Source organism: Paractinoplanes rhizophilus, assembly GCF_042664765.1.
GTDB lineage: Bacteria > Actinomycetota > Actinomycetes > Mycobacteriales > Micromonosporaceae > Actinoplanes > Actinoplanes rhizophilus.
Genome location: NZ_JBHTBJ010000008.1, coordinates 129,334 through 152,561, shown reverse-complemented (window position 1 = coordinate 152,561; position 23,228 = coordinate 129,334). Strand labels below are relative to the sequence as shown.

The 23,228-nt window shown below is 70.8% G+C and carries 23 protein-coding genes; 8 read left to right on the top strand and 15 right to left on the bottom strand.

Going from position 1 to position 23,228, the window contains the following annotated elements; genetic code table 11:
• Positions 1–89 precede the first annotated feature (89 nt).
• On the bottom strand, positions 90–704 hold the full coding sequence (locus ACFQS1_RS14435; protein ID WP_378968018.1) for a PadR family transcriptional regulator: 615 nt from the start codon (positions 702–704) through the stop codon (positions 90–92).
• A 124-nt stretch (positions 705–828) separates the two neighbouring features.
• Between ACFQS1_RS14435 and ACFQS1_RS14430 the strand changes: the two genes are divergently transcribed.
• A complete protein-coding gene (locus ACFQS1_RS14430) occupies positions 829–1,668 on the top strand; it encodes a GNAT family N-acetyltransferase (RefSeq protein WP_378968016.1) in 840 nt (279 codons plus the stop codon).
• Positions 1,669–2,076: 408 nt separating this feature from the next.
• Here the strand turns inward: ACFQS1_RS14430 and ACFQS1_RS14425 are convergent, their stop codons facing one another.
• Entirely contained in the window at positions 2,077–2,454 is a 378-nt protein-coding gene (locus ACFQS1_RS14425) for a VOC family protein (protein ID WP_378968014.1), read from the bottom strand.
• A gap of 122 nt (positions 2,455–2,576) precedes the next feature.
• Between ACFQS1_RS14425 and ACFQS1_RS14420 the strand changes: the two genes are divergently transcribed.
• Complete coding sequence (locus ACFQS1_RS14420; protein ID WP_378968012.1) at positions 2,577–2,894, top strand: hypothetical protein; 318 nt, start codon at positions 2,577–2,579, stop codon at positions 2,892–2,894.
• Between the two features lie 45 nt (positions 2,895–2,939).
• Here the strand turns inward: ACFQS1_RS14420 and ACFQS1_RS14415 are convergent, their stop codons facing one another.
• The 4 genes from ACFQS1_RS14415 to dxr all read right to left on the bottom strand — a co-directional run bounded on the left by ACFQS1_RS14415 (position 2,940) and on the right by dxr (position 7,893).
• On the bottom strand, positions 2,940–4,166 hold the full coding sequence (locus ACFQS1_RS14415; protein WP_378968010.1) for a glycosyltransferase family 2 protein: 1,227 nt from the start codon (positions 4,164–4,166) through the stop codon (positions 2,940–2,942).
• Positions 4,167–4,239: 73 nt separating this feature from the next.
• Entirely contained in the window at positions 4,240–5,412 is a 1,173-nt protein-coding gene (gene ispG, locus ACFQS1_RS14410) for a flavodoxin-dependent (E)-4-hydroxy-3-methylbut-2-enyl-diphosphate synthase (RefSeq protein ID WP_378968008.1), read from the bottom strand.
• A gap of 7 nt (positions 5,413–5,419) precedes the next feature.
• Positions 5,420–6,685 (bottom strand): M50 family metallopeptidase, encoded by a 1,266-nt coding sequence (locus ACFQS1_RS14405; protein WP_378968006.1) that lies wholly within the window; start codon positions 6,683–6,685, stop codon positions 5,420–5,422.
• Positions 6,685–7,893 (bottom strand): 1-deoxy-D-xylulose-5-phosphate reductoisomerase, encoded by a 1,209-nt coding sequence (gene dxr, locus ACFQS1_RS14400; protein WP_378968004.1) that lies wholly within the window; start codon positions 7,891–7,893, stop codon positions 6,685–6,687. Before dxr ends, ACFQS1_RS14405 begins: the two co-directional genes overlap by 1 nt.
• A gap of 32 nt (positions 7,894–7,925) precedes the next feature.
• Here dxr and ACFQS1_RS14395 point away from each other — a divergent pair, with 32 nt between their 5' ends.
• Both ACFQS1_RS14395 and ACFQS1_RS14390 read left to right on the top strand, forming a co-directional pair.
• Positions 7,926–8,729, top strand: coding sequence for a YhjD/YihY/BrkB family envelope integrity protein (locus ACFQS1_RS14395; protein WP_378968002.1), 804 nt, complete (start codon positions 7,926–7,928; stop codon positions 8,727–8,729).
• Between the two features lie 63 nt (positions 8,730–8,792).
• A complete protein-coding gene (locus ACFQS1_RS14390) occupies positions 8,793–10,388 on the top strand; it encodes a phytoene desaturase family protein (protein ID WP_378968000.1) in 1,596 nt (531 codons plus the stop codon).
• Positions 10,389–10,504: 116 nt separating this feature from the next.
• Here the strand turns inward: ACFQS1_RS14390 and ACFQS1_RS14385 are convergent, their stop codons facing one another.
• On the bottom strand, positions 10,505–12,061 hold the full coding sequence (locus ACFQS1_RS14385; RefSeq protein WP_378967998.1) for a Rieske 2Fe-2S domain-containing protein: 1,557 nt from the start codon (positions 12,059–12,061) through the stop codon (positions 10,505–10,507).
• Positions 12,062–12,189: 128 nt separating this feature from the next.
• On the opposite strand from ACFQS1_RS14385, the gene ACFQS1_RS14380 reads away from it, so the two are divergent.
• Complete coding sequence (locus ACFQS1_RS14380) at positions 12,190–12,423, top strand: DUF2631 domain-containing protein (protein ID WP_378967996.1); 234 nt, start codon at positions 12,190–12,192, stop codon at positions 12,421–12,423.
• Positions 12,424–12,474: 51 nt separating this feature from the next.
• Here ACFQS1_RS14380 and ACFQS1_RS14375 read toward each other — a convergent pair whose 3' ends face one another.
• The 8 genes from ACFQS1_RS14375 to ACFQS1_RS14340 form a co-directional block, all read right to left on the bottom strand.
• Positions 12,475–13,641, bottom strand: a complete 1,167-nt coding sequence (locus ACFQS1_RS14375) for a DivIVA domain-containing protein (RefSeq protein ID WP_378967994.1) — start codon at positions 13,639–13,641, stop codon at positions 12,475–12,477.
• Between the two features lie 37 nt (positions 13,642–13,678).
• Positions 13,679–14,854 carry a dual-specificity RNA methyltransferase RlmN gene (rlmN, locus tag ACFQS1_RS14370; protein ID WP_378967992.1) on the bottom strand — a complete coding sequence of 392 codons (1,176 nt, stop codon included), beginning with the start codon at positions 14,852–14,854 and terminating at the stop codon, positions 13,679–13,681.
• A gap of 37 nt (positions 14,855–14,891) precedes the next feature.
• Complete coding sequence (locus tag ACFQS1_RS14365; RefSeq protein WP_378967989.1) at positions 14,892–15,821, bottom strand: phosphatidate cytidylyltransferase; 930 nt, start codon at positions 15,819–15,821, stop codon at positions 14,892–14,894.
• Positions 15,821–16,378: a ribosome recycling factor gene (gene frr, locus ACFQS1_RS14360; protein WP_378967987.1), complete on the bottom strand. Its 558-nt coding sequence runs from the start codon at positions 16,376–16,378 to the stop codon at positions 15,821–15,823. The genes ACFQS1_RS14365 and frr overlap by 1 nt, the downstream gene beginning before the upstream one ends.
• Positions 16,379–16,420: 42 nt before the next feature.
• Positions 16,421–17,182 carry a UMP kinase gene (pyrH, locus tag ACFQS1_RS14355; protein ID WP_378967985.1) on the bottom strand — a complete coding sequence of 254 codons (762 nt, stop codon included), beginning with the start codon at positions 17,180–17,182 and terminating at the stop codon, positions 16,421–16,423.
• A gap of 99 nt (positions 17,183–17,281) precedes the next feature.
• Positions 17,282–18,115, bottom strand: a complete 834-nt coding sequence (tsf, locus tag ACFQS1_RS14350) for a translation elongation factor Ts (protein ID WP_378967983.1) — start codon at positions 18,113–18,115, stop codon at positions 17,282–17,284.
• A 34-nt stretch (positions 18,116–18,149) separates the two neighbouring features.
• The gene (gene rpsB / locus ACFQS1_RS14345; RefSeq protein ID WP_378967980.1) at positions 18,150–19,058 is read right to left on the bottom strand and encodes a 30S ribosomal protein S2; all 909 of its coding nucleotides are present in this window, start codon (positions 19,056–19,058) and stop codon (positions 18,150–18,152) included.
• A gap of 278 nt (positions 19,059–19,336) precedes the next feature.
• Entirely contained in the window at positions 19,337–19,993 is a 657-nt protein-coding gene (locus ACFQS1_RS14340) for a hypothetical protein (RefSeq protein WP_378967978.1), read from the bottom strand.
• A gap of 156 nt (positions 19,994–20,149) precedes the next feature.
• On the opposite strand from ACFQS1_RS14340, the gene ACFQS1_RS14335 reads away from it, so the two are divergent.
• From ACFQS1_RS14335 to dprA, 3 genes are read left to right on the top strand one after another with little or no spacing between them, the layout of a single operon-like run.
• A complete protein-coding gene (locus tag ACFQS1_RS14335) occupies positions 20,150–20,509 on the top strand; it encodes a YraN family protein (RefSeq protein ID WP_378967976.1) in 360 nt (119 codons plus the stop codon).
• Positions 20,509–22,041 (top strand): YifB family Mg chelatase-like AAA ATPase, encoded by a 1,533-nt coding sequence (locus tag ACFQS1_RS14330; protein ID WP_378967974.1) that lies wholly within the window; start codon positions 20,509–20,511, stop codon positions 22,039–22,041. The genes ACFQS1_RS14335 and ACFQS1_RS14330 overlap by 1 nt, the downstream gene beginning before the upstream one ends.
• The gene (gene dprA, locus ACFQS1_RS14325) at positions 22,025–23,221 is read left to right on the top strand and encodes a DNA-processing protein DprA (protein ID WP_378967972.1); all 1,197 of its coding nucleotides are present in this window, start codon (positions 22,025–22,027) and stop codon (positions 23,219–23,221) included. The genes ACFQS1_RS14330 and dprA overlap by 17 nt, the downstream gene beginning before the upstream one ends.
• The last annotated feature ends 7 nt before the right edge of the window (positions 23,222–23,228 follow it).

The following is a 23,228-nucleotide window of genomic DNA, read 5'->3' as shown; positions in this document are numbered from 1 at the left end:
GGACGGTCCCCGCCCCGTACCCGAAAAGGAGAAGGCGCACCCCCGTGGAGTGCGCCTTCCGCCTGGCTCGACCCACGCCGGGCCGAGATTCACTCGCCGTCGGCGAGAATCGCGTAGAGCTTGCGCTTTGTCTCGTTGAGCACCTCGAGCGCCTTCTGGCGCTGTTCGGGCGTGCCGCTGAAGCCGACCTGCTTGAGCGCGCTCATGATGCCGACCGCCGCGTCGCGGAAGTCCTGCACCTGGGACATGGTGTCGTCGCCGATGCTGGCCCACGGCGGGTTCTGCGCGGCAGTCTCGGCCTCGGGGCGCCCGGCGTCGGTCAGGTGGTAACTCTTGCGGCCGCCCTCGGCCTCCGCCTCGATGAGGCCCTCGTCCTCGAGGAGCTGGAGCGTCGGGTAGACCGAGCCGGGGCTCGGGCGCCAGATGCCGTTCGTGCGGGAGTCGAGCTCCTGGATCATCTCGTAGCCGTGCATCGGGCGCTCGAGCAGCAGCGCGAGCACCGCGGGACGGACGTTGAGCCGGCCGCCGCGGCCTCCGCGGCGGCCCCGCTGGCCGGGACCGCCGGGCCCGAATGGACCGCCGGGGCCGAACCCGCCCGGACCGAAGCCACCCGGACCGAAGCCGCCGGGGCCGAACGGGAAACCGGGACCGAACCCGCCGCCGCGCATGCGCCGGCCGTGGAAACCCTCAGTGTGGTGCCTCATGACTATCTCCGTTCTGTCGTCGATAGTATGACGATATATCGGCGAAGCATCGGCCGCAAGGGTTTCTCGAACGGAGGGGGTTGCGGCGCGTGTCGGGGCCCCTGGATCTGGCAATGTGATACCTGTGCTGACGGTGCCCATTCGCCAGCTCGGTGAGTCCGAGCGCGCCGCGGTCGAGAAGGTCCTCGACCGCGATCCCTACGCGGGCGCCCAGATCGCCGAGCGGGTGGCCGCCCACGGCCTGAGCTGGTGGCGGTCCGACGGGCGCGTCTTCGGCTACGGTCCGGGCCGGCGCGTCGAGTCGATCATCTGGTCCGGTGCGCACCTGGTGCCGGTCTGCTCGACCCCGCCCGCCACCGCGGCGTTCGCCGACCTGCTCGGCGCCGACACCCGCATCTGCTCGTCGATCATCGGCCGCGCCGACCAGGTCCTCGACCTCTGGGAGCGTCTCGGCGGATATTGGGGCCGCGCCCGCGACGTGCGGCCCAACCAGCCGCTGCTGGTCGCCGACCGGGATCCGGCGATCACCCCCGACCCCGACGTGCGGCTGGTGCGCCCGGGCGAGGTCGACCAGCTCTTCCCGGCGGCCGTGTCGATGTACACCGAGGAGGTCGGCGTCTCGCCGCTGCTCGACGACGGCGGCCGGGGCTACAAGCGACGCATCGCCGAGCTGGTGAAGGGCAAGCGGGCGTACGCCCGGTTCGTCGGCGACCGGGTCGTCTTCAAGGCCGAGCTCGCGATCGTCACCCGGCGCACCACGCAGGTGCAGGGGGTGTGGGTCGACCCCGAGTTCCGCGGGCGCGGCCTGGCGGCGCCGGCGATGGCCGCGGTGGTCCGCGACGCGCTCCGGCGGGTGTCACCCACCGTGAGCCTGTACGTCAACGACTACAACCTGCCGGCCCGGCGTGTTTACGCTCGGTGCGGATTCGTGTCGGCCGGCTCGTTCGCCACGATCCTCTTTTAGCCGGTTTCCCGGTCGCTAGTCGCGTCGGGCCGTCCGGGCGCGGCCCGAAGCTGTCCCACGAACAGCTGACCCGGCTCAAGGCGCGTCAATGGCGCATGTTCCGGGGTCTGAGCTGGGCGTACGCGACGCTTTGCTCTGCTTACCCGCAGGAAGCGCGCACGCAATGCGGTCCAGCCGCGCGCCGACGAGGCCGCTTCGCCCAGAGCGGCCGGGAGCGGCCCGGAGCGGCCGGGAGCGGCCCGGAGCGGCCGGAGCTGCTTACCGCAGGTGAGCAGAGCAAAGGGCCGTGAGGTGCTGCGTGCGGAGCTGGGCATGGCAGCGTAAGTAAGCAAAGGCGGCGCGGACAAGCGGGGCGAAGCCGCGGCCGGGCAACGCGTGGCGGAGCCGAACGACCAGCCCGGACGATGCCTAGTCGTCGCGGCAGAGGCAGAACGGGTGGCCGGCCGGGTCGAAGAGGACCCGGATGTTTTCCCGGTGCTGCACCGGCGCGAGCTTCGCGCCCAGGCTCAGGGCCTCGGCCACGGCGTCGTCCAGATCGCCCACCTGGAAGTCGAGGTGCATCATCGGGCGCTGGTCGCCCGGCGTGGGCGGCCAGGTCGGCGGGGTGTAGTCGGTGGCCTGCTGAAAGACCATGAACGCACCGCCCGGAGTGCCCAGGATGGACGTGCCCGGTTCCTCGTGGATGATCGGCCATTCCAGCAGGCCGGCGTAGAAGCGGGCCAGGGCCGCCGGGTCGGGCGCCTCGATGGCCGTGCCCCACCACATGCCGGGCATTCGTGATCGCATCACCGCAGCCTGGCCCGGCCGATCACAAAAGTCCAGTTCAAAGGGGCTCGATTCGATCTGTCAACCTGAATGACATGAACGCGGAAACGGGCCGGCGACTCAGCCAAGACGAAGTTGCGATCGTGTCCGTCCTCCTGGACGACATGGACGGGATCCTGTTCTGGACGCAGATCGCCGATCTGCGCGTGGTCAGTGGCTGTGCCTGCGGGTGCCCGACTGTCGACTTCCGGAGCGGCCCCGAGGAGGGCCTGGAGCTGGTCGCCGACGCCAAGGTCGCGGGAACCGACGGCGACGCGGTCCTGCTGTTCGCCCGCGACGGCGTCCTCGACCGCCTGGAGTACATGTGGGTCGGCGGCCCTCCCCCGACCACCTGGCCCTCGCCGGACATGCTGGTGGAGCCGCGCCGCCCCGCCGACGTCACCCTCGAGGTGTCCGACTGACCGCAACGGCCGACCTCAGCGCAAGCGGGTGATTCGACCGCGATGTCAGGGGACGGGGGTGAGGCTGCTGCGGTCGGCTTGGCGCGGGATGCGCTGGGTGAGCGTCGTGGCGGTGCGGACGCCACGCAGGGTCAGGAGGCTGGCGAACAAGCCGGCGAAGAGGCTGATCATGCCGAGGGCGATCGCGGTGGCGGACGGCAGCACCAGGCGGATCGTGCCGCGCGGATCGAGGTGGCCGAAGCCGGTCTCGCCCCAATGGGTGACCGCCAGGACCGTGCCGGCCAGGCCGAGGACGATCAGGGCCAGGCCGAGCGCGACGCAGCGTTCGAAGCTCAGCCACCGGGCCCAGCGGCTGAGCGCGCGGTCGCGGACCAGGCCCTCGAAACGGCCGTAGAGCTCGGCGAAGCCGCCGAACAGGACGAGCTGGGCGCCGACCAGGATGGCGACGCAGGTGTACGCCAGGGCGTTGATGTCGAACTGGACATGGCCGATCGAGCGGGGGCCGAAGGAGAGCAGGCCGGTGCCGAGCACGCCGAGCAGGAACACGATGAGGCCGGGCCAGATGAGCGTGCGGCGCGGGGCGAAGACCAGCAGGAAGCGCAGGTGCCGCCAGCCGTCCCGCCAGGTGCGCAGGTGCGGCGGCCGGCTGCGGCCGTCGGGGCGCAGCGTGGTGGGCACCTCGGTGATGGCGTAGCCGCTCAGCGACGCGCGGACGACCAGCTCAGAGGCGAACTCCATGCCCGGCATGCACAGGTCGAGCTCGCGGATGCGGTCGCGGCGGAAACCGCGGATGCCGCAGTGGAAGTCTCTGATGCCCTTGAGGCCGATCAGCGCGCGGCCCACCCAGGACAGCACCGGGTTGCCCAGGTAGCGGTGCAGGAACGGCATGGCGCCGGGGGCGATGCCGCCGCGGAAGCGGTTGCCCATCACCACGTCGTGGCCGGCGCGCAGGCCCTCGATGAACGGGCCCAGGGTGGACAGATCGTAGGAGTCGTCGGCGTCGGCCATGATGACGTACCGGCCGCGGGCCTGCTCGATGCCGTTGAGCAGGGCGCCGCCGTAGCCACGGATCGGGGCGTGCACGACCCGGGCGCCGGCGGCGCGGGCGATGTCGGGCGAGCCGTCGGTGGAGCCGTTGTCGCTCACCAGCACCTCGCCCTCGACGCCGAGCTCGGCGAGCGAGGTCAGCGCCTTGCGGACGCACACCTCGAGCGTCTCGGCCTCGTTGAGGCAGGGCAACAGGACGGTGACTTCAAGCTCGTCAGTCGACATCTTCGGCGATTCGCTTTCGGCAGAGCGACGGGATGCAGCCACAGCCTGCCAGAAGCGCGCCAAAAGCCAACTGTCAATGCACCGTTACCTGCGGCCCCGGCATCAGCTCGCGCAGTTCGTCGGGCAGGTCGGCGCCCATCTCGTCGGCGAGGCGCAGCGCCTCCTCGACCAGGGTCTCGACGATCACCGACTCGGGCACCGTCTTGATCACCTGGCCCTTCACGAAGATCTGACCCTTGCCGTTGCCGGACGCGACGCCCAGGTCGGCCTCCCGGGCCTCGCCGGGACCGTTCACCACGCAGCCCATGACCGCCACCCGCAGCGGCGCCGGGAAGCCCTCCAGGGCCGCGGTGACCTGCTCGGCGAGCGTGTACACGTCGACCTGGGCGCGGCCGCAGGACGGGCAGGACACGATCTCGAGGCCGCGCTCGCGCAGGCCGAGCGACTCGAGGATCGCGTTGCCGACCTTGATCTCCTCGACCGGCGGGGCGGAGAGCGACACCCGGATCGTGTCCCCGATGCCCTCGGCGAGCAGCGCGCCGAACGCCACCGAGCTCTTGATCGTGCCCTGGAAGGCCGGGCCGGCCTCGGTGACGCCGAGGTGGAGCGGGTAGTCGCACTGCTCGGCCAGCTGCCGGTACGCCCGGATCATGACCACCGGGTCGTTGTGCTTCACCGAGATCTTGATGTCGCGGAAGCCGTGCTCCTCGAACAGCGAGCACTCCCAGAGGGCCGACTCGACCAGGGCCTCGGCGGTGGCCTTGCCGTGCTTTTCCAGCAGGCGCTTGTCGAGGCTGCCCGCGTTGACGCCGATCCGGATCGGGATGCCGGCGTCTGAGGCCGCCTTGGCGATCTCCTTGACCTTGTCGTCGAACTGGCGGATGTTGCCCGGGTTGACCCGGACCGCCGCGCAGCCGGCGTCGATCGCGGCGAAGACGTACTTCGGCTGGAAGTGGATGTCGGCGATCACCGGGATCTGCGACTTCTTGGCGATCGCGGGCAGCGCCTCGACGTCGTCCTGCGACGGCACGGCCACCCGCACGATCTGGCAGCCCGAGGCGGTGAGCTCGGCGATCTGCTGGAGCGTGGAGTTGACGTCGGCGGTCAGCGTGGTGGTCATCGACTGCACGCTGATCGGGGCGCCGCCGCCCACCGGCACGGTGCCCACCATGATCTGACGGCTCTGCCGCCGGGGCGCCAGCGGCGGCGGGGGCACGGCCGGCATACCGAGACTTACTGCGGTCACTGTGGCATCACCTGAAGATCTGGATCGGGTTGACGATGTCGGCGGTCACCGTCAGGAGGGTGAACGCGCCGCCGATGAGGATGACCGCGTACGTGATCGGCATCAGCTTGTAGTAGTCGACGCGGCCCGGGTCGGGCTTGCGCAGCCGAGCGTAGAGCAGCGAGCGCAACCGTTCGAACCAGGCGATCGCGATGTGCCCGCCGTCCAGCGGGAGCAACGGCAACAGGTTGAAGATGCCGATGAAGATGTTCAGCGTGATGAAGATGTTGAGGAACAGCTCGGGCACGCCGTGCTCGATCGCCTCGCCACCGAGCCGGGTCGCGCCGACCACGCTGATCGGGGTGTCGGGGTCGCGCTCGCTGCCGGTCAGCGAGTGCCACAGGGCCGGCACCTTCTCGGGGATGCGGCCGAGCGCCTTGAACGTGTTCTCGACGATGAACCAGCCGTAGTCGAAGGTGCCGCCGACGGCCGTGCCCGGGTTGTACTTGATCGTGGTGGGCACCCCGACGTCGGCCCAGCTGATGCCGGCGACCGACACCTTGCTGACCGGGCCGCTGTCGTCGTCGGTGAGCGGCTTGCGCTCGGCGGTGGCCAGCGGGACGTCGACGGTCTGGGTGACGCCGTCGCGGACGAACTCGAACGGGATCTTGCCGGCCGGCAGCGCGCGGATCGCGGTGGTCAGGTCGCCGTAGTTGGCGATCGGGGTGGCGCCGACCTTCGTGATCAGGTCGCCGGTGCGCAGGCCGGCCGCGTAGGCCGGGCCGGTGATCGAGCCGGCGTCACCGGGCGTGCAGGCCCGCCCGTCGGCCGGGATGGAGATCCACGCGCAGTCGCCGACCACGATGTACGCCTTCTGCGTCGCCTCCTGGGCGACGGTGGTCGGGTAGCTCGTGTTGGGCAGGCCGAGCGTGAAGGCGACCACCCAGGCGGCCGCGAGGGCGAGCAGGAAATGGGTGATCGAGCCGGCGGACATGACGATCGTCCGCTTCCAGACCGGGAACCGCCACATCGCCCGGGGCTGGTCCGCGGGCTCGACGTCGTCGTCCTGCGGTGTCATGCCGACGATCTTGCAGAAGCCGCCGAGCGGGATGGCCTTGAGGCCGTACTCCGTCTCGCCCCGCCGGAACGAGAAGATCGTCGGACCGAAGCCGACGAAGTACCTCGTCACCTTCATGCCGAAGCGCTTGGCGGTGATCATGTGGCCGGCCTCGTGCAGGCTAACCGAGATCAGGATGGTCAGCGCGAACCCGACCACTCCCAGCCAGTACAGCATCAGGCTCCTTCAGCCACAGTTGAGATCATCCGCTGTGCCTGGGCGCGGGCCCATGCCTCGGCGGCAAGCACGTCCTCGACGGTACCCGGCTCGGCAAACTCGGGAGCCGCGTCCAGGACGCGCTCCAGGGTGTCGACGATGCCCAGAAAAGGTAGCCGACCGGCGACGAAGGCGGCCACACACTCCTCGTTGGCGGCGTTGTAGATCGCCGGGCGGCAGCGCCCGGCCCGGCCCGCCGCCTTGGCCAGCCGGACCGCCGGGAACGCCTCCTCGTCGAGCGGGCGCAGCTCCCAGTTGTGCGCCTCGCGCCAGTTCACGGGGCTCGCGGCCCGGGGCACCCGCTCCGGCCAGGCCAGCGCGAGGGCGATCGGCAACCGCATGTCGGGCGGGCTGGCCTGCGCCAACGTCGAGCCGTCGGCGAACTCGACCATCGAGTGGATCACCGACTGCGGGTGCACCATCACCTCGATGTCGTCGTACCCGACCCGGAACAGCTCGTGCGCCTCGATCACCTCGAGCCCCTTGTTCACCATGGTGGCGGTGTTGATCGTGACGACCGGGCCCATGTCCCACGTCGGGTGCTTGAGCGCGTCCTCGACCGTGACGTGGGCCAGCTCCTCGCGGCGGCGACCGCGGAAGGCGCCGCCGCTCGCGGTCAGGATGAGCTTTGTCACCTCGGCCGCCGTCCCGCCGCGCAGGCACTGGGCGAGCGCCGAGTGCTCCGAGTCGACCGGGACGATCTGGCCGGGCTTGGCCACCCGGCGCACCAGCGGCCCGCCGGCCACCAGCGACTCCTTGTTGGCCAGGGCGAGCACGCGCCCCGACTCGAGCGCCGCCAGGGTGGGCGCGAGGCCGAGGCTGCCCACCACCCCGTTGAGCACCACGTCGCAGGGCAGGCGGGCCAGCTCGGTCATCGCGTCCGGTCCGGCCACGATGCGCGGGATCCGGAAGTCCCCGGTCGGGTAGCCGCGCTTGTGGGCCGCGGCATAAAAGGCGAGCTGCAGATCCTGTACGCCCGTCGCGCGCGCCACGCCGACCACGTCGACGCCCAGCTCGAGGGCCTGCTCGGCGAGCAGCTCGACGTTGCCGCCGCCCGCGCCGAGCGCCACCACGCGGAACCGGCCGGGGTTGCGCCGGACGATGTCGATGGCCTGGGTGCCGATGGAGCCCGTCGAGCCGAGCAGAACTAGGTCGCGCATGCCGCCCATCTTCCCCGACCGATTCTGGGTATAGACAGGCGGTGCGGCATTGGCTGAAGGCGGCGTTTCATCCGCTGCGAGGACGGGACGTGGCGCTGCGGGCGGCCGCGGTCACCTTCTACGGCGGGATAGCGGTGGTGCCGATCGCGCTGCTGGCCGTCTGGGTGACCGGCCGGGTGGCGGGCGCCGACCGGGTACGCGGGCTGACCGGTCACACGATCGCGGCGCTGCCGGCCGACATCGGCGCGCCCCGGGCGCTGGCCGCGCTGATCGAGGCGGGCCTGCAGCTGACGCCGTGGCTCGCGCTGGTGAGCCTGGTGCCGGCGACGTTCTACGGCGAAGGGCTGCGCCGGGCGTTCGTCTCGCTGCGCGAGCCGGCCACCGCCGATGCCGCGGTGGGCTGGAAGGGCCGGCTGCTCTGGCTGCCGCCGCTGGCGGCCGCGCCGGCGCTGCTGCTGGCGCTGTTTCTCGCCCTTCCGCTGACCAGCTCCTATTGGGTACGCGGCGGCTGGTACGCGGTGCTGGCGGTGGTGCTCTCGTTCCTGGCCTGCTGGCTGCTGCTCACCCCGATCGTGATCTGGGTCTACCGGTACGTCGCGCCCGGCCGCCCCGGCTGGCTCTGCACCGTGCTGGTCGGCTCGTTCAGCGCCGCCAACCTGTCCGGCTTCCTGCACGGATTCGTGCTGTTCTGCTCGCTCCCGCTCGACCTGGGCGCCCCGTTCGGCGGCTTCGACCAGATCGGCGGCATGGTCGCCGTCGGCCTGTGGCTGTACCTGCTGCACGTGGTCCTGCTAGCCGGCTACGCCGTCACCCGTGGGCTGGACGCCCGGCTGGGCGGACGGTGAGTTACTTTTCGCATACCAAACGCTGAGGCTGACTCCGACTCGGGCGCGCTACGCTCGCTGGTCATGACCTCCATCCCCGCTCGCGCCGACGTTGCGATCATCGGCGCCGGTCACAACGGCCTCGTCTCCGCGATTCTGCTGGCCCGAGCCGGGCTCGACGTCGTCGTGCTCGAGTCCGCGAGCGTGCTGGGCGGGGCGACCCGCACCGAGCGCCCGTTCGCCAAGGTGCCCGGCCTCGGTCAGTCCACGGGCTCGTACCTCCTCGGTCTGATGCCGCCCGAGCTGCTGCGCACGCTCGACGTCGACATCCCGGTGCTGCGCCGCGACCCGCATTACTTCTTGCCCACCCCGGGGCCGGCCGGCTCGCCGTACCTGTTGTTCGGCCGCGACCGCGACGCCACCCGGGCGCAGATGGAGCGCTTCTTCTCGCCCCGCGACCTGTCGGCCGACGAGCAGCTGGCGGTGGAGATCGCGGCGCTGCGGTCCGACCTCGCGCCGGCCTGGCTCGAGGAGCCGGGCAGCGTCGAGGAGATCGCCGACCGGCACATCCGGCCGCAGCTGCAGAGCACGTTCATCGATCTCGTGCGCGGCTCGGTCGCCGACTACCTGGCCCGGTTCGGCTTCAAGAGCGAGCTGCTGATGAGCATGTACGCGGTGACCGACGGGCTCTCCGGGCTGAACGCGGGACCGGACGACCCGGGCACCGGCCACAACTTCCTGGTGCACAACATGTGCCGGCTGCCCGGCGCCGACGGCACCTGGATGATCGCCGAGGGCGGCATGGGCACGGTGTCGCGCACGTTCGCCGACGCGGCCCGGGCCGCCGGGGCGCGGCTGTACACCGACGCCCGGGTGGCCTCCGTCACGATGGACGGCGGGGCGGCGAGCGGGGTCGTGCTGGCCGACGGGCGCGAGCTGTCGGCGCGCGTGGTGCTCGGCAGCTGCGATCCCTACCAGCTGATGAGCCTGGTCCCCGACGGCGCGCTGCCGGCCGCGCTGACCACGCGCATGGAGTCCGTGCGGCGGCCGGGCACCACGCTGAAGCTCAACCTGGCGCTGCGCGGGCTGCCGCAGTTCTCCTGCCTGCCGGCCGGCGCGCCGTCGCCGTTCGGGTCGACGATCCACCTGCTGCCGGGCTCGGCCGGGCTGGCGGGCCCGGACGACCGCGAGTCGCCGATGGCGGCCCTGCGGGCGATGTGGGCCGAGGTCCAGGCGGGCCGGCTCCCCGAGGAGCCGACGATCGAGTGGTACGTGCACACCACGGTCGACCCGTCGCTGCAGGACGCGGAGGGCCACCACTCGTCGGCGCTGTTCGTCCAGTCGGTGCCCTACTCGCTGGAGGGCACGACCTGGGGGGCGGAGCTCCCCGGGTACGTCGACAAGCTGCTGGCGATCTGCGACCGCTACGCGCCGGGCACGTCCGACCTGGTGGCCGACGTGATGCCGCTGACCCCACCCGGCATCGAGCAGCACTTCGGCATCACCGGCGGCCACATCCACCACGTCGACAACACGGTGGCGTTCGACGAGCGCATGCCGTATTTCACCGGCGTGGACGGCCTCTACGCGGGTTCAGCCGGAACCCACCCGGCGGGCAGCGTGATCGGCGCGGCGGGCCACAATGTCGCCCAGCGCATCCTCAAGGATCTGGGCAAGTAAAGGGTCTTGACCACTCACGCAGAATGAAGGGCCAGGGCCAGCTTCTGCTGGGCCCCGGCCCGGCCTCGGCGGGAGCGACGGTCCGTCACCCACCACCCGGATACGACATCCGCTTTTTAGGAATTTGTCTTTTCTGCCCGGATCTTGTGGCCGACGCTGGTGAGACACCGCCCGCTCGGGAGGTCGAACTTCCAGCCGTGCAGCTGGCAGGTCAGGGTGTTGCCGTCGACGATGCCGAAGCGGCTCAGGTCGGCCTTCAGGTGCGGGCAGCGGCGCTGCACCGTCCAGTCGCCGAGATGGGTGTCCTCGGCCTCGACCGCCTTCTCGTGCTCGTCGTACCAGCCCTCGGCATACTGCAGGCGCTCCTCGGAGAGGCACTTGAAGAACGCGTAGACGAACTCGTTGTACTGGCCGATGCGGGCCGCCGAGAAGCGGCAGGACAGGAACAGGCTGTTGACCCAGTCGCCCTCGTCGATGTGGATGAGGTGCTCGACCAGCGCGCGGCCGGTCTTGAACCGGTACCGCACCTTCTCGTCGGCGTAGGGGCGGACCTGCTTGCCGGGGAAGTCGACGACGATCGACTCGACAATGGTGCCGGTGGAGCCGTCGGTGTCGGTGAAGTCGAAGCGGACCGGGCCGCCGACGCCCTGGGCCATGTAGATCGACTCTTCGAGAAGGGGCTCGATGCGCTTCTTGAGCTCGCCCAGCACGTCGATCTCGGGGTGCCGCCAGCTCGCCTTCTCGGCCGCGATGATCGGGGCCTTGCGGGCGCGCATCTCCTCGAGGTGCTGCTGCTTGTTGGCGAAGAACTCGTCCACGTCCGTCGGGTGCGTGGTGGTAGCGCCCTTGTCGGACAATTCGGTCACCGAGCCGGGCAGCAGGACGATGCCGTTGGTGCCGCCGACCTTGGCGTATTCGCTCATGAAGACCGACTGGTCGGGGAAGATGTTGCCCTCGTCGCCGAAGATGTCGTTGAACTGCCAGAGCTCGTCGTCGAGGAAGCACGGCGGGCCGGCGATCGGGAAGACGTGGTCGGCCTTGAGGTCGTCGATGTAGCGCCAGGTGCGGTCGAACTGGCGGTCGCGCTTCTGCTTGCCGAACGCGGTCTTGGCGCCGTCGGGCAGCTCGTAGACCATCGGGTACCAGATCGCGCCGGAGAACTGCAGCATGTGCGCGTGCACGTGGCCGAGCTCGGCGAACGTGGTCAGGTCGGTGGGGCGGGCGTCGTTCTGGTTGAGCACGCGTACGCCGTCGTGCTCCACCCAGAGCGACGAGTCGCCGATCGGGCCGTCGGTCGGGCTGGTCAGCGCCTGGATCATGATCTTGAGGCCGCCGTCGAGCTCGTGCACCTCGTTGGACACCGTCTTGAGAAACTTGGTGAAGCCGAGGTCGCGCAGCTCGTCCTCGAGCTGGCTGGTCGGATACTCCGGCAGCAGGACGGTGGCCTTCTTGCTGATGAAGCGCTTGAGGTGGGCCGCGTCGAAATGGTCGCGGTGCAGGTGGGAGACGTAGAGGTAATCGACGTCGCCGAGCGTCTCCCAGTCGAGCTGAGAATTGTCGGGGAACGGGAACCACGAGGCGAAATAGGCCGGGTTGACCCACGGGTCACACAGAATGCTGCCGACGGACGTGTCGATCCGCATGCTCGCGTGGCCGGTGCCCGTGATCCGCACTGCTGCTCCTCCTCCGGTAACGCCTGCGGCTTAAGAAGGTACCCGGTCCGGGTTGGTGCCGTGCGTGCGGAGGCGGCGTGCGAGACTTGACGACACTGAGAGATCGCCTGCGAGGAAGGACTATCGCCGTGTCTGCGGAACAGGACCCGGTCTACGCGCCCGACCAGCTCAAGCCGGGCAACCGCAAGGCGGCGCGGCTCGGCGCGCTCGGTACGGCAGCCGTCATGCTGATGTTCTTCTGGGGCAACCACGAGGGCAACACCGAGAACATCTGGCTGGTGGTCTTCGCGGTCGGCCTGATCGGCATGGTGATCGCCGACGTCGTGCTGCGGCGGAACGGGCTCAAGCCGAACGATCAGTGAGTTTCTACGAAAAAGGCCCGCATTCGCGGGCCTTTTTCCGTTCTGACGGCTCTAGCGCCTTCTCAGCAGGATGTCCTTGACCTCGCGCAGCGCGGCATCCACCTCGGCCTCGAAGTAGCCCCCCGACACCAGGCCGAACTGCAGCATGTCCAGCTCGTTCTCGGGCACCGGCATCGGGCCGCGGCCGGTCATCGCCTGCAGGATGCCCTCGAACAGCCGGTCGACCTGCATCGGGTCGTACCCGCTGCCGAACCGGCGCACCTGGAACGTGCGGCGGAGCTGGTCGACCCGGTAGAGCTCGCCCCCCGGCTCGCCCATCGGCGGCGGCAGCTGCGGTCCGCCATAGCCGCCGCCCACCGGCGGGCCGCTCATCGGGGCGCCGGACATCGACGGCGGGCCGCCGTAGCCGCTGCGCGGGTCGGGATCGCCGTAACCGCCGCGGGGGTCGGCGTCACGCTGCGGCATGCGGATCTCGGCGGTCATGTCGGTCTTGCCGTGCCGGCCCGCCTCGAAGCCGTCGAAGCCGCCGGTGTCGTAACCGCCGGTGTCGTAACCGCTCGTGTCGTAGCCCGGCGGCGGGCCCGGCCGCTGCGGAAGCTGCGGCTGCTGGCCACCGTACGGCGGCGGAGGCTCCTCGTAGCGCCCGTACGGGTCGCTGGGCGGCATCTGCTGGCGCTGGGGCATCTGCTGCGGCTGCATCCGGTCCTCGCGGATCGGGGCGGGCAGGCGCTCGGTCGGCGGGGCCATCCGGCCGGCCATGCCGCCGTTGCCCATGCCGCCACCGGCGCCGCCCATACCGCCCATGCCCGCGGCGCCCATGCCGGCCACCGCGCCGCCGCCGGTCATGCCCGCGCCGCGACCCGCCATGCCACCACGGATGTCGCCGGTGTTGCCGCCACCGGAGTTGCCGCGGATGTCGCCGGTGCTCAGGCCGCCGCGCATCGAGTCGCGCATCGGGTCGATCGGCCGGCCGCCACGGTCCTCGAGCTCGGCGAGCTGGCGCTCCACCCGGTCGAGGTGGAGGTCGACCTGCCACTCGTCGTACCCGCCGAAGCGCACGCGGAAGACCACGTCGTGCACCTCCTGCGCGCCGACCGGCGGGCCCACCTGCTCACCGGCCAGGGTCGCCTCGACGCGGTCGAGGAAGCTGTCGACCTCGTCGACCTTGTAGCCGCGCCGCAGCGCACGCCGCCGGAAACGCTGCCCCTGACTCGTCACAACGTCTCCCACTCCGCTCGCTGGGACCTGCGCCCAGTCACTGTGCCACCTCCGCGTCGGCGGCGCCCCCTGCGCTCGCCTCCGTGAGCTCGCCCGCGGCCAGCTGGCCGCACGCTCCGTCGATCTCCCGGCCCCGGGTGTCGCGGACCGTCGTCGCCACGCCCGCCTCACGCAGGCGGCGCACGAACTCGCGCTCGACCGGTTTCGGACTCGCATCCCACTTGCTGCCCGGTGTGGGGTTGAGCGGGATGAGATTCACATGCGCCAGCTTGCCGTGCAAGAGCCGGCCGAGAAGGTCGGCACGCCAAGGCTGATCGTTCACGTCTCTGATCAGCGCATACTCGATCGAGACCCGACGACCTGTCCGCGCCGCGTAGTCGAACGCGGCATCGAGCACCTCGGCCACCTTCCAACGCTGGTTGACGGGCACTAGCTCATCGCGCAGATCATCATCGGGGGCATGCAGGGACAGCGCAAGGGTCACGGACAGCTCTTCCGCGATCAACCGCCGCATTGCGGGCACGAGACCCACGGTGGAGACGGTTATGTGCCGTTGCGAAAGTCCGAGACCCTCCGGCGCGGGGGCGGTCAGCCGCCGCACCGCCTCGATCACCCGGGGGTAGTTGGCCAGCGGCTCGCCCATCCCCATGAACACGACGCGGGACAGCCGCGGCGGTGAGCCGGTGACCGCGCCGGAGGCGGCGACCCCGGCCAGGTAGACCACCTGGTCGACGATCTCGGCGATCGAGAGGTTGCGGGTCAGGCCCTGCTGGCCGGTCGCGCAGAACGGGCAGGCCATACCGCAGCCCGCCTGGCTGGACACACAGGCGGTCACCCGGTCGGGATAGCCCATCAGCACGCTCTCGACCAGCGCGCCGTCGTGCAGCCGCCACAGCGTCTTGCGGGTGGCGCCGTCGTCGCAGGCCAGCTCGCGCACCGGGGTCAGCAGCGTGGGCAGCAGGTCACCGGTGATGCGCTCGCGCGAGGCGGCCGGCAGGTCGGTCATCGCGCCGACGTCGCGGACCAGGCGGCCGAAGTAGTGGGTGGAGAGCTGCTTCGCGCGGAACGCCGGCTCGCCAAGCGTGGTCACGGCCACCTTGCGGGCCGCCAGATCGAGGTCGGCGAGGTGCCGCGGGGGCATCGACGGGCGGCGCTTGGTGGTGACCGCGTCGGGCTGGTCGGGGCTGGTCGGGATGACCGGAAGAATCGTCATGGCGTCTCCAGTCTCCCACGCCGCGCGAGTTGGTCGGTCATAGCTGGTTGGCGATCACGGCGAAGAGGAGGTACGCGGTGGGCACGGCGAACAGGATCGAGTCGAGCCGGTCCATCACACCGCCGTGACCGGGCAGCAGGTTGCTCATGTCCTTGCGGCCCAGATCGCGCTTGAGCATCGACTCGGCCAGGTCGCCGACGACCGCCACCACCGAGAGCACGGCGCCGAAGAGCAGGCCCCAGTAGGACGGGATGTCGAGCAGGAAGTACAGCAGCAGGGCGCTGCCGAGGGCCGCGGCGCAGATCGAGCCGGCGAAGCCCTCCCAGGTCTTCCCGGGGCTGATCGAGGGGGCCATCTTGTGCTTGCCGAGGAAGACGCCGGCCACGTACCCGCCGGTGTCGGAGAGCACGATCGCGAAGAGCGTGCAGAGGACCCGCCAGCGCCCGTCGCCCTCGGCGTCCGGCAGCTGCAGCATCATCGCGAAGCTGAGCAGGAACGGCACGTAGACGGCGATCATCAGCGTCGGGGTGAGGTCGCGGCGCACCGCCCGCGGGCCGTCCGCCAGCCGCCACAGCAGCGACGCGACGACCGTCACCGCCAGGCCGACCAGCAGCGAGTCGGTGCCGTCGTGCCAGGCCAGGCCGACCATCAGCAGGGCCCCGCCGAGCAGCGGGATCAGCGGCGGGTCGGCGCCGGTCACCTTGAGCGCCCTGGTCATCTCCCAGACGCCCGCGCCGGCGGCCACGGCGATCAGGCCGGGGAAGGCGGGCGGCCAGATCAGCAGGGAGGCGAGGACCAGCAGGATCAGCGCGACGCCGACGGCGATGGCGGCGGGCAGGTTGCGGCCGGCGCGGCCGCCCTTTCCCTGTTTGCTCGCACGACGACGCCCGGGCCCGCGTTTGGCGGGCTCGGGCTCGGGCTGTTCCGGCTCAGGGATGATGTCTCCCAGGTGCTGCGGGCGTGACATCAGACCTCGAGCAACTCGGCTTCCTTGTGTTTGACGAGCTCGTCGACCACGGAGACGTAACGGTGGGTCACGTCGTCGAGCTCCTTCTCGGCGCGGCGGCCCTCGTCCTCGCCGGTCTCGCCGTCCTTGACCAGCTTGTCGATCTGTTCCTTGGCCTTGCGGCGCACGTTACGGATGGCCACCCGGCCCTCCTCCGCCTTGGTGCGCGCGACCTTGATCATCTCGCGGCGGCGCTCCTCGGTCATCTGCGGCAGGTGGATCCGCAGCTGGGTGCCCTCGTTGTTGGGGTTGACCCCGAGGTCGGAGTCGCGGATCGCGCGCTCGATCGGGCCGAGCTGGCTGGCGTCGTACGGCTTGACGATCACCATGCGGGGCTCCGGGACGCCGACCGAGGCCATCTGCGTCACCGGCGTGGGCGCGCCGTAGTAGTCGACCACGATCTTGGAGAACATCGCCGGGGTGGCGCGCCCCGTGCGGATCGCGGCGAACTCCTCCTTGGCGTGCTCGACCGCGCTCTCCATCTTCTCCTCGGCCTCGAAGAGGGTTTCGTCGATCACCTGCTCTTCTCGCCTCCTTGCTTTGCTCGGTGGTTGACGGGGCTAGGCCGTGATCAGCGTGCCGATTCTCTCGCCGCTGACGGCGCGAACGATGGTGTCGTCGCCCTCCGCACCGAAGATGAGCATCGGCAGCTTGTTCTCCTCGCAGAGGCTGAAGGCGGCCTGGTCGGCCACGCGCAGCCCGCGCTGGAGAATCTCCTGGAAGGTGGCGGTTTCGAGCTTCTGCGCGCTGGGGTCGACGCGCGGGTCGGCGGAGTAGACGCCGTCGACGCCGTTCTTGCTCATCAGCACGATGTCGGCGTGGATCTCGAGCGCGCGCTGGGCGGTGACGGTGTCGGTGGAGAAGTACGGCATGCCGGCGCCGGCGCCGAAGATGACCGCGCGGCCCTTTTCCAGATGGCGAATCGCGCGCAGCGGGATGTAGGGCTCGGCGACCTGGGCCATCGTGATCGCGGTCTGCACCCGCGTGTCGATGCCCTCTTTCTCCAGGAAGTCCTGCAGGGCGAGGCCGTTCATCACGGTGCCGAGCATGCCCATGTAGTCGGCGCGGTTGCGGTCCATGCCGCGCCGCTGCAGCTCGGCGCCGCGGAAGAAGTTGCCGCCGCCGACCACGATGGCCACCTGGATGCCGCGGCGGATGACCGTGGCGATCTGCCGGGCGACGCCCTGCACGACGTCGGGGTCGACGCCGACCGCGCCGCCGCCGAACACCTCGCCGGAGAGCTTGAGCACGACTCGACGGGGCCGCAAGGACGGCGGGGTCGGATCGTCAACCGGACTTGCCTGCTCGGTCACCATCGTCATGCGACCCGCCTTCCCTTCATAGCTTCGCAGAGACCTTATGTGACGGGGAGGCCGGGCGCAGAATCGCGTTCCCGACCTCCCTGGCCACTTGCGCTCGCCCTACTCCTGGCCGACCTCGAACCGGACGAACCGGGTGATGTTGAGGCCCGCCTCGTCCGCGATCTGCTTCACGGTCTTCTTGTTGTCGACCACGGAGGGCTGCTCGAGCAGGACGAAGTCCTTGAAGAAGGAGTTCACCCGGCCCTCGACGATCTTGGGCAGCGCCTTCTCGGGCTTGCCCTCCTCCTTGGCCGTCTCCTCGGCGATGCGCCGCTCGGAGTCGACGACATCGGCCGGCACGTCCGTGCGGGTGAGGAAGCGCGGGCGCATGGCGGCGACCTGCATGCCGATGCCGCGGGCGTCGGCGTCGGCGGCCTCGTCGGCCTTGCCCTCGTACTGCACCAGGACGCCGACCTGCGGCGGCAGGTCCTGCGCCTTGCGGTGCAGGTAGACCGCGACGTTCTCGCCGTCGAGGACGACGAAGCGGTTCAGCACGATCTTCTCGCCGATCTTGGCGCTGTACTCCTGGATGGTGTCGGCGACGGTCTTGCCGTCCTCCAGGGTGGCGGCCGAGAGCCCGGCGGCGTCGGCGATGCCGTTCTTGGCGCCGAACTCGACCAGACGCTGACCCAGCGCGACGAAGTCGGGGGTCTTGGCGACGAAGTCGGTCTCGCAGTTGAGCTCGAGCAGCGCCTTGCCGTAGTGGCTCACGATGCCGTTGGCGGCGGTGCGGCCGGCCCGCTTGCCGACGTCCTTGGCGCCCTTGATGCGCAGGAACTCGACGGCCTTGTCGAAGTCGCCGTCGGACTCCTCGATCGCCTTCTTGCAGTCCATCATGCCGGCACCGGTCAGGTCGCGGAGCTTCTTGACATCCGCGGCGGTGTAGTTAGCCATGACTCTCTCTTTACTGGGCGTCTTGCTCGGCGTCTTACTCGGCGGGGACGGTCTCGGCCGGGGCGGCCTCGGCGGCGGGGGCGGCCTCGGCGGCCGGGGCAGCAGCCTCGGCGGCGGGCGCGGCCTCGGCCGGAGCCTCGGCGGCCTTCTTCTCGGCGCCCTCGTAGAGGTCGCGCTCCCACTCCGGCAGCGGCTCGCCGGCGGCGACGGTGCCCACCTCGGGCTTGGTGTCCTCGCCGCCGCGGTTGCGGCCGGAGCGGGCGATCAGGCCCTCGGCCACGGCGCTGGCGACGACCTTGGTCAGCAGCTCGGCGGAGCGGATCGCGTCGTCGTTGCCCGGGATCGGGAAGTCGACCTCGTCCGGGTCGCAGTTGGTGTCCAGCACCGCGATCACCGGGATGCCCAGCTTGCGGGCCTCGTCGACGGCGATGTGCTCCTTCTTGGTGTCCACCACCCAGATCGCCGACGGCACCTTGGTCATGTCCCGCAGGCCGCCGAGGGTCTTGGTGAGCTTCTCCTTCTCGCGGGAGAGCTGCAGGGTCTCCTTCTTGGTGTACCCGGCGGCGGTGCCGCTCAGGTCACCCAGGGCCTCGAGCTCCTTCATCCGCTGCAGCCGCTTGTAGACGGTCTGGAAGTTGGTGAGCATGCCGCCCAGCCAGCGGTGGTTCACGTACGGCTGGCCGACCCGGGTCGCCTGCTCGGCGATGGCCTCCTGCGCCTGCTTCTTGGTGCCGACGAAGAGGATGTGGCCACCCTCGGCGACGGTGTCCCGCACGTAGCTGTACGCCTTCTCGATGTAGTCGAGCGTCTGGCGCAGGTCGATGATGTAGATGCCGTTACGCTCGGTGAAGATGAAGCGCTTCATCTTCGGGTTCCAGCGCCGGGTCTGGTGCCCGAAGTGGACACCGCTCTCCAGCAGCTGGCGCATGGTCACGACGGCCATGGTGGGTTGCTCCCTGTTTTCCCTGGTTGTCACGCCCACCGGCGGTGGGCGTCCTGGCGCCCGGTCGCCGGCCACAGTCGGACCCGATGATGATCGAGACCAGGGAGGGCCGTCGCCGCCGGTCTCGTTCCGCGGGCGGTCCGGTAGGGGACCCGCTCGTTTCGCCAGACCTGGCAGAGGGCACGCGAGGTCGACCGCGCGTGGCGGTCGCCGAGTCACCAGCATACGCCAGGTTGGGCGCCTGGTTTTTTGTGGGGTTTCCAGCCGTTCCGCGGCTTTCAGGCCACCGCGAGGCCGGCCGCCAAGAGCAAGATCAAACCCGCCGGGAGGTACGCCACGGGCGGGCGCAGCCAAGTCTCGCGGGCGATCGGGCCGCCCCGGGCGACGGTGAACAGCCCGATGCCGGTCAGCGTGAAGCCGAGCGTGAGCAGGACGGCCGGGACGATGCCGCGGGCGCTCGGGTCGCCGGTGAAGGTCTGGTCGATCAGCAGGCGCACGACCGGGATCATCAGGACAACCATGACGACCGCGACCAGGAAGGACGACACCGGGCGACGGGACTGGTAGACGCCCTCCGGGGGCCGCGGCACGCTGATCGGCGGGACCAGGCTGGTGGGCTCGGCGACCGGCATGGGCGGCGACATCGGCTCCCGCGCGGCGTCCGTCGGCCGGATTGTCGGATATTCCGGTCCGCGAACGGGGATGCGCCCCGGGTCGGTCTCGGCCGGGCGGGCGTGGCTGCCGGGCGCCGCCAGCGGGTCGCCCAGGGCGTACGGGTTGGTCGTGGGCACGGCGGACGGGCGCTGCTCCGGCAGGCGGAACGCGCCGCTCGGACGCTCGTGGATCCCCGAGGTCTCCGGGTCGGTCGGATGCGGGTACTGACCCTGGCCGGAATACCAGCTCGGCTCGTCGTCGGCGTAGCGGTGTCCTTCCACGATGTCGCACCGTAGGTGACCACGGTCCCCGATGCCACCGCTGGGCCCATAACACACTCGAACGACTACCGTGCGGTTGTCCACAGTTGCGCTCTGTCCACAGGCCTCGGCATTTTCCCGCGCAAGGTCAGCGCCGGCGGTGCACGGTCTTCGGCCATGACGACGGAACGACAGGCGGTCGGCGCGTACGGCGAGCGCGTCGCCGCCCGGTACCTGCAAGAAGCGGGCCTGGTGGTCCTCCACCGGAATTGGCGCTGCCCCGACGGCGAGCTCGACCTGGTCCTGCGCGACGGGGACGTGCTCGTCTTCTGCGAGGTGAAGACGAGGCGCACCGACCTTTTCGGCACCCCCGCCGAGGCAGTGACCCGGGACAAGGTCCGCAAGCTGCGGCACCTAGCCAGCAGATGGCTCCAGGAGACGGGATTGCACGCCCGCTCCGTCCGCTTCGACGTGGTCGAGGTGCTGCCTCAACCACGCGGGGAAGCCGAGGTCATGCACCTTCCCTCGGCCTTCTGATGAGCTACGCACGCGTCCTGTGCGCCGGCCTCGTCGGCGTCGCCGGTCATGTCGTCGAGGTCGAGGCCGACCTCTCCCTTGGCCTGCCGGCAGTCGTGCTGACCGGCCTGCCGGACACGGCGCTCAACGAGGCTCGCGACCGGGTACGCGCCGCGGTGGTCAACTCGGGCCTGAAGTGGCCCAATCGCCGGATTACCGTCAACCTGCTGCCGGCCGCACTCCCCAAACACGGCAGCAGCTTCGACCTGGCGATCGCCGCGGCGCTGCTGGTCGGGGCCGGCGACCTGCCGATCGACCCGCTGGAGGGTGTGGCCGTCCTGGGCGAGCTGGGCCTCGACGGCGCGGTCCGGCCGGTACGCGGGGTCCTGCCGATGGTCGCCGCGGCGGTTCAGGCCGGGGTGACCCGGGTGATCGTGCCGCTCGACAATGCCCGCGAGGCGACGGTAGTGCCCGGCGTAGCCGTTCACGCCGTCGACAGCCTGCGGCGGCTGGTCAACTTCGCGCGCGGCAGCGACAGTCTGCTCGACCCGCCGGCCGCCACCGGCAAGCCGGCCGCCGCAGGCCCCGACCTGTGCGAGGTGGCCGGTCAGCAGCTGGGCCGCTGGGGCCTTGAGGTATCGGCCGCCGGCGGGCATCACCTGGCGATGTTCGGGCCGCCAGGCGCCGGAAAGACGATGCTGGCCGAACGTCTCCCTTCGATCCTCCCCGAGCTCGACGACCCCGAGGCCCTTGAGGTGAGCGCGTTGCACTCGATCGCCGGCGTGCTGCCCGCGGGCGGTCAGCTCATCCGCCGGCCACCGTTCCAGGCTCCCCATCACAGCGCGAGCATGGCGGCGCTGATCGGCGGCGGCAGCGGGCTGGCCCGCCCGGGTGCCCTGTCGCTGGCCCACCGCGGTGTCCTGTTCCTGGACGAGGTGGCCGAGATGAACACGGCCACCCTCCAGTCGCTGCGTCAGCCGATCGAGACCGGACGAGTGATCATCGGCCGGGCCCGCGGGACCGTCGAGTTCCCGGCGCGTGTCCAGCTCGTCGTGGCGTCGAACCCCTGTCCGTGCGCCTCACCCGCCGGCGACCAGTACTGCACCTGCACGCCGATCGCGCGTCGGCGCTATCGAGCCCGGTTGTCCGGTCCGCTGCTCGACCGGATCGACATCCGGATCACACTGCATCCGGTGCGCGCCGCCCACCTCGTGCCCACGGATTCCGCCGTCGAGCCGTCGGCCATCGTGGCCGAGCGAGTCGGGCGGGCACGCAAGGCGGCGGCGGCACGGTGGGCGGGCGACGGATGGCGGTTGAACGGAGAGGTGCCGGGTCCGCAGCTCCGTCGCCCACCGTGGGCGCTGCCGCCGGCCGACACCGCCGATCTGCGAGCCGCCCTGGACCGGGGGCTGTTGTCGGCCCGGGGCTTCGACCGGGTCCTGCGCTTGGCATGGACCGTGGCCGATCTCGACGGCCGCGACCGCCCCGGGAAGGCGGAGATCGACGAGGCGATCCAGCTGCGGATGGGAGAGTCCCATGAATACGCCGGATAGGTACTCCGGAAGCGACACGGACCGGGCCGCACGGGTGGCGCTCACCTGGCTCGTCGAACCCGGTCACCGGCTGGTCTGGTCGATGGTGCAGGCGGATGGCGCACCCGGCACGCTTGACCGGCTGCTGGGCGGGGACTGCCCCGACGCGACTCTCCGGACCGCCGTCCTGGCGAAGCGGGACAAGCTCGATCCGCGGCGATTCGCCGAGACGACGTTGAATCGGGCCGAGCGGCTGGGCGCGCGGATCGTCGTACCATCCGACGACGAGTGGCCGTACCGCGTCGATTCGCTCGCCGTTCTGGAGCTCGACACGCCGGGCTGGATCAATCAGAATGTGCGCCCGCCGCTGTGCATCTGGACCCGCGGTGGGCTGCGGCTGGGCGAGACGCTCGACCGGTCGGTCGCGGTGGTGGGGGCTAGGGCGGCGACCGGGTACGGCATCCAGGTGACCAGCGACCTGGCGCACGGGCTGGCCGAGAACGGCTGGGCGGTGGTCTCCGGCGGCGCGTTCGGCATCGACGCGGCCGCCCATCGGGCCACGCTCGCCGCGGGCGGGCGGACCGTTGCGGTGCTGGCCTGCGGGGTGGACCGGCCGTATCCCGTCGGCAACACCGCCATGTTCGAGCGGATCGCCGACGTCGGCCTGCTGGTCAGCGAGTGGCCGCCCGGCTCGGAGCCGCTGCGGCACCGGTTCCTGGTGCGCAACCGGGTGATCGCCGCCGCCACGGCCGGCACGGTCGTCGTTGAGGCGGCCGCGCGCAGCGGGGCGGCGCAGACGATGAGCCGGGTGCTGGCGCTGGGACGGGCCGCCATGGTGGTGCCGGGCCCGGTCACCTCGGCCATGTCGGTCGGCTGCCACGAGCTGCTCCGCGAGAACCCGGGCGCGACGCTCGTCACGAACGTGGCGCACGTGCTGGAGGAGGTGGGCCGGATCGGCGAGTACCTCACCCCACCGGCGCGCGGCCCGGAGCATCGGCGCGACTCGCTCGACGAGGAGTCCGTGCTTGTGCTCGAGGCGGTGCCGGCCCGCGGCACGATCACGACGGACGAGCTGGCGTCCCGGGCCGGCCTGGCTGTGCGCACGGTGCTGCGCCGGCTGTCCCTGCTGGAACTGGCCGGTCTGGTGGTGCGCCGGGACGGCGAGGTCGCGCTGTCCCGGGGGTCAGGGGCGGCGCCGTGAGCCCCCA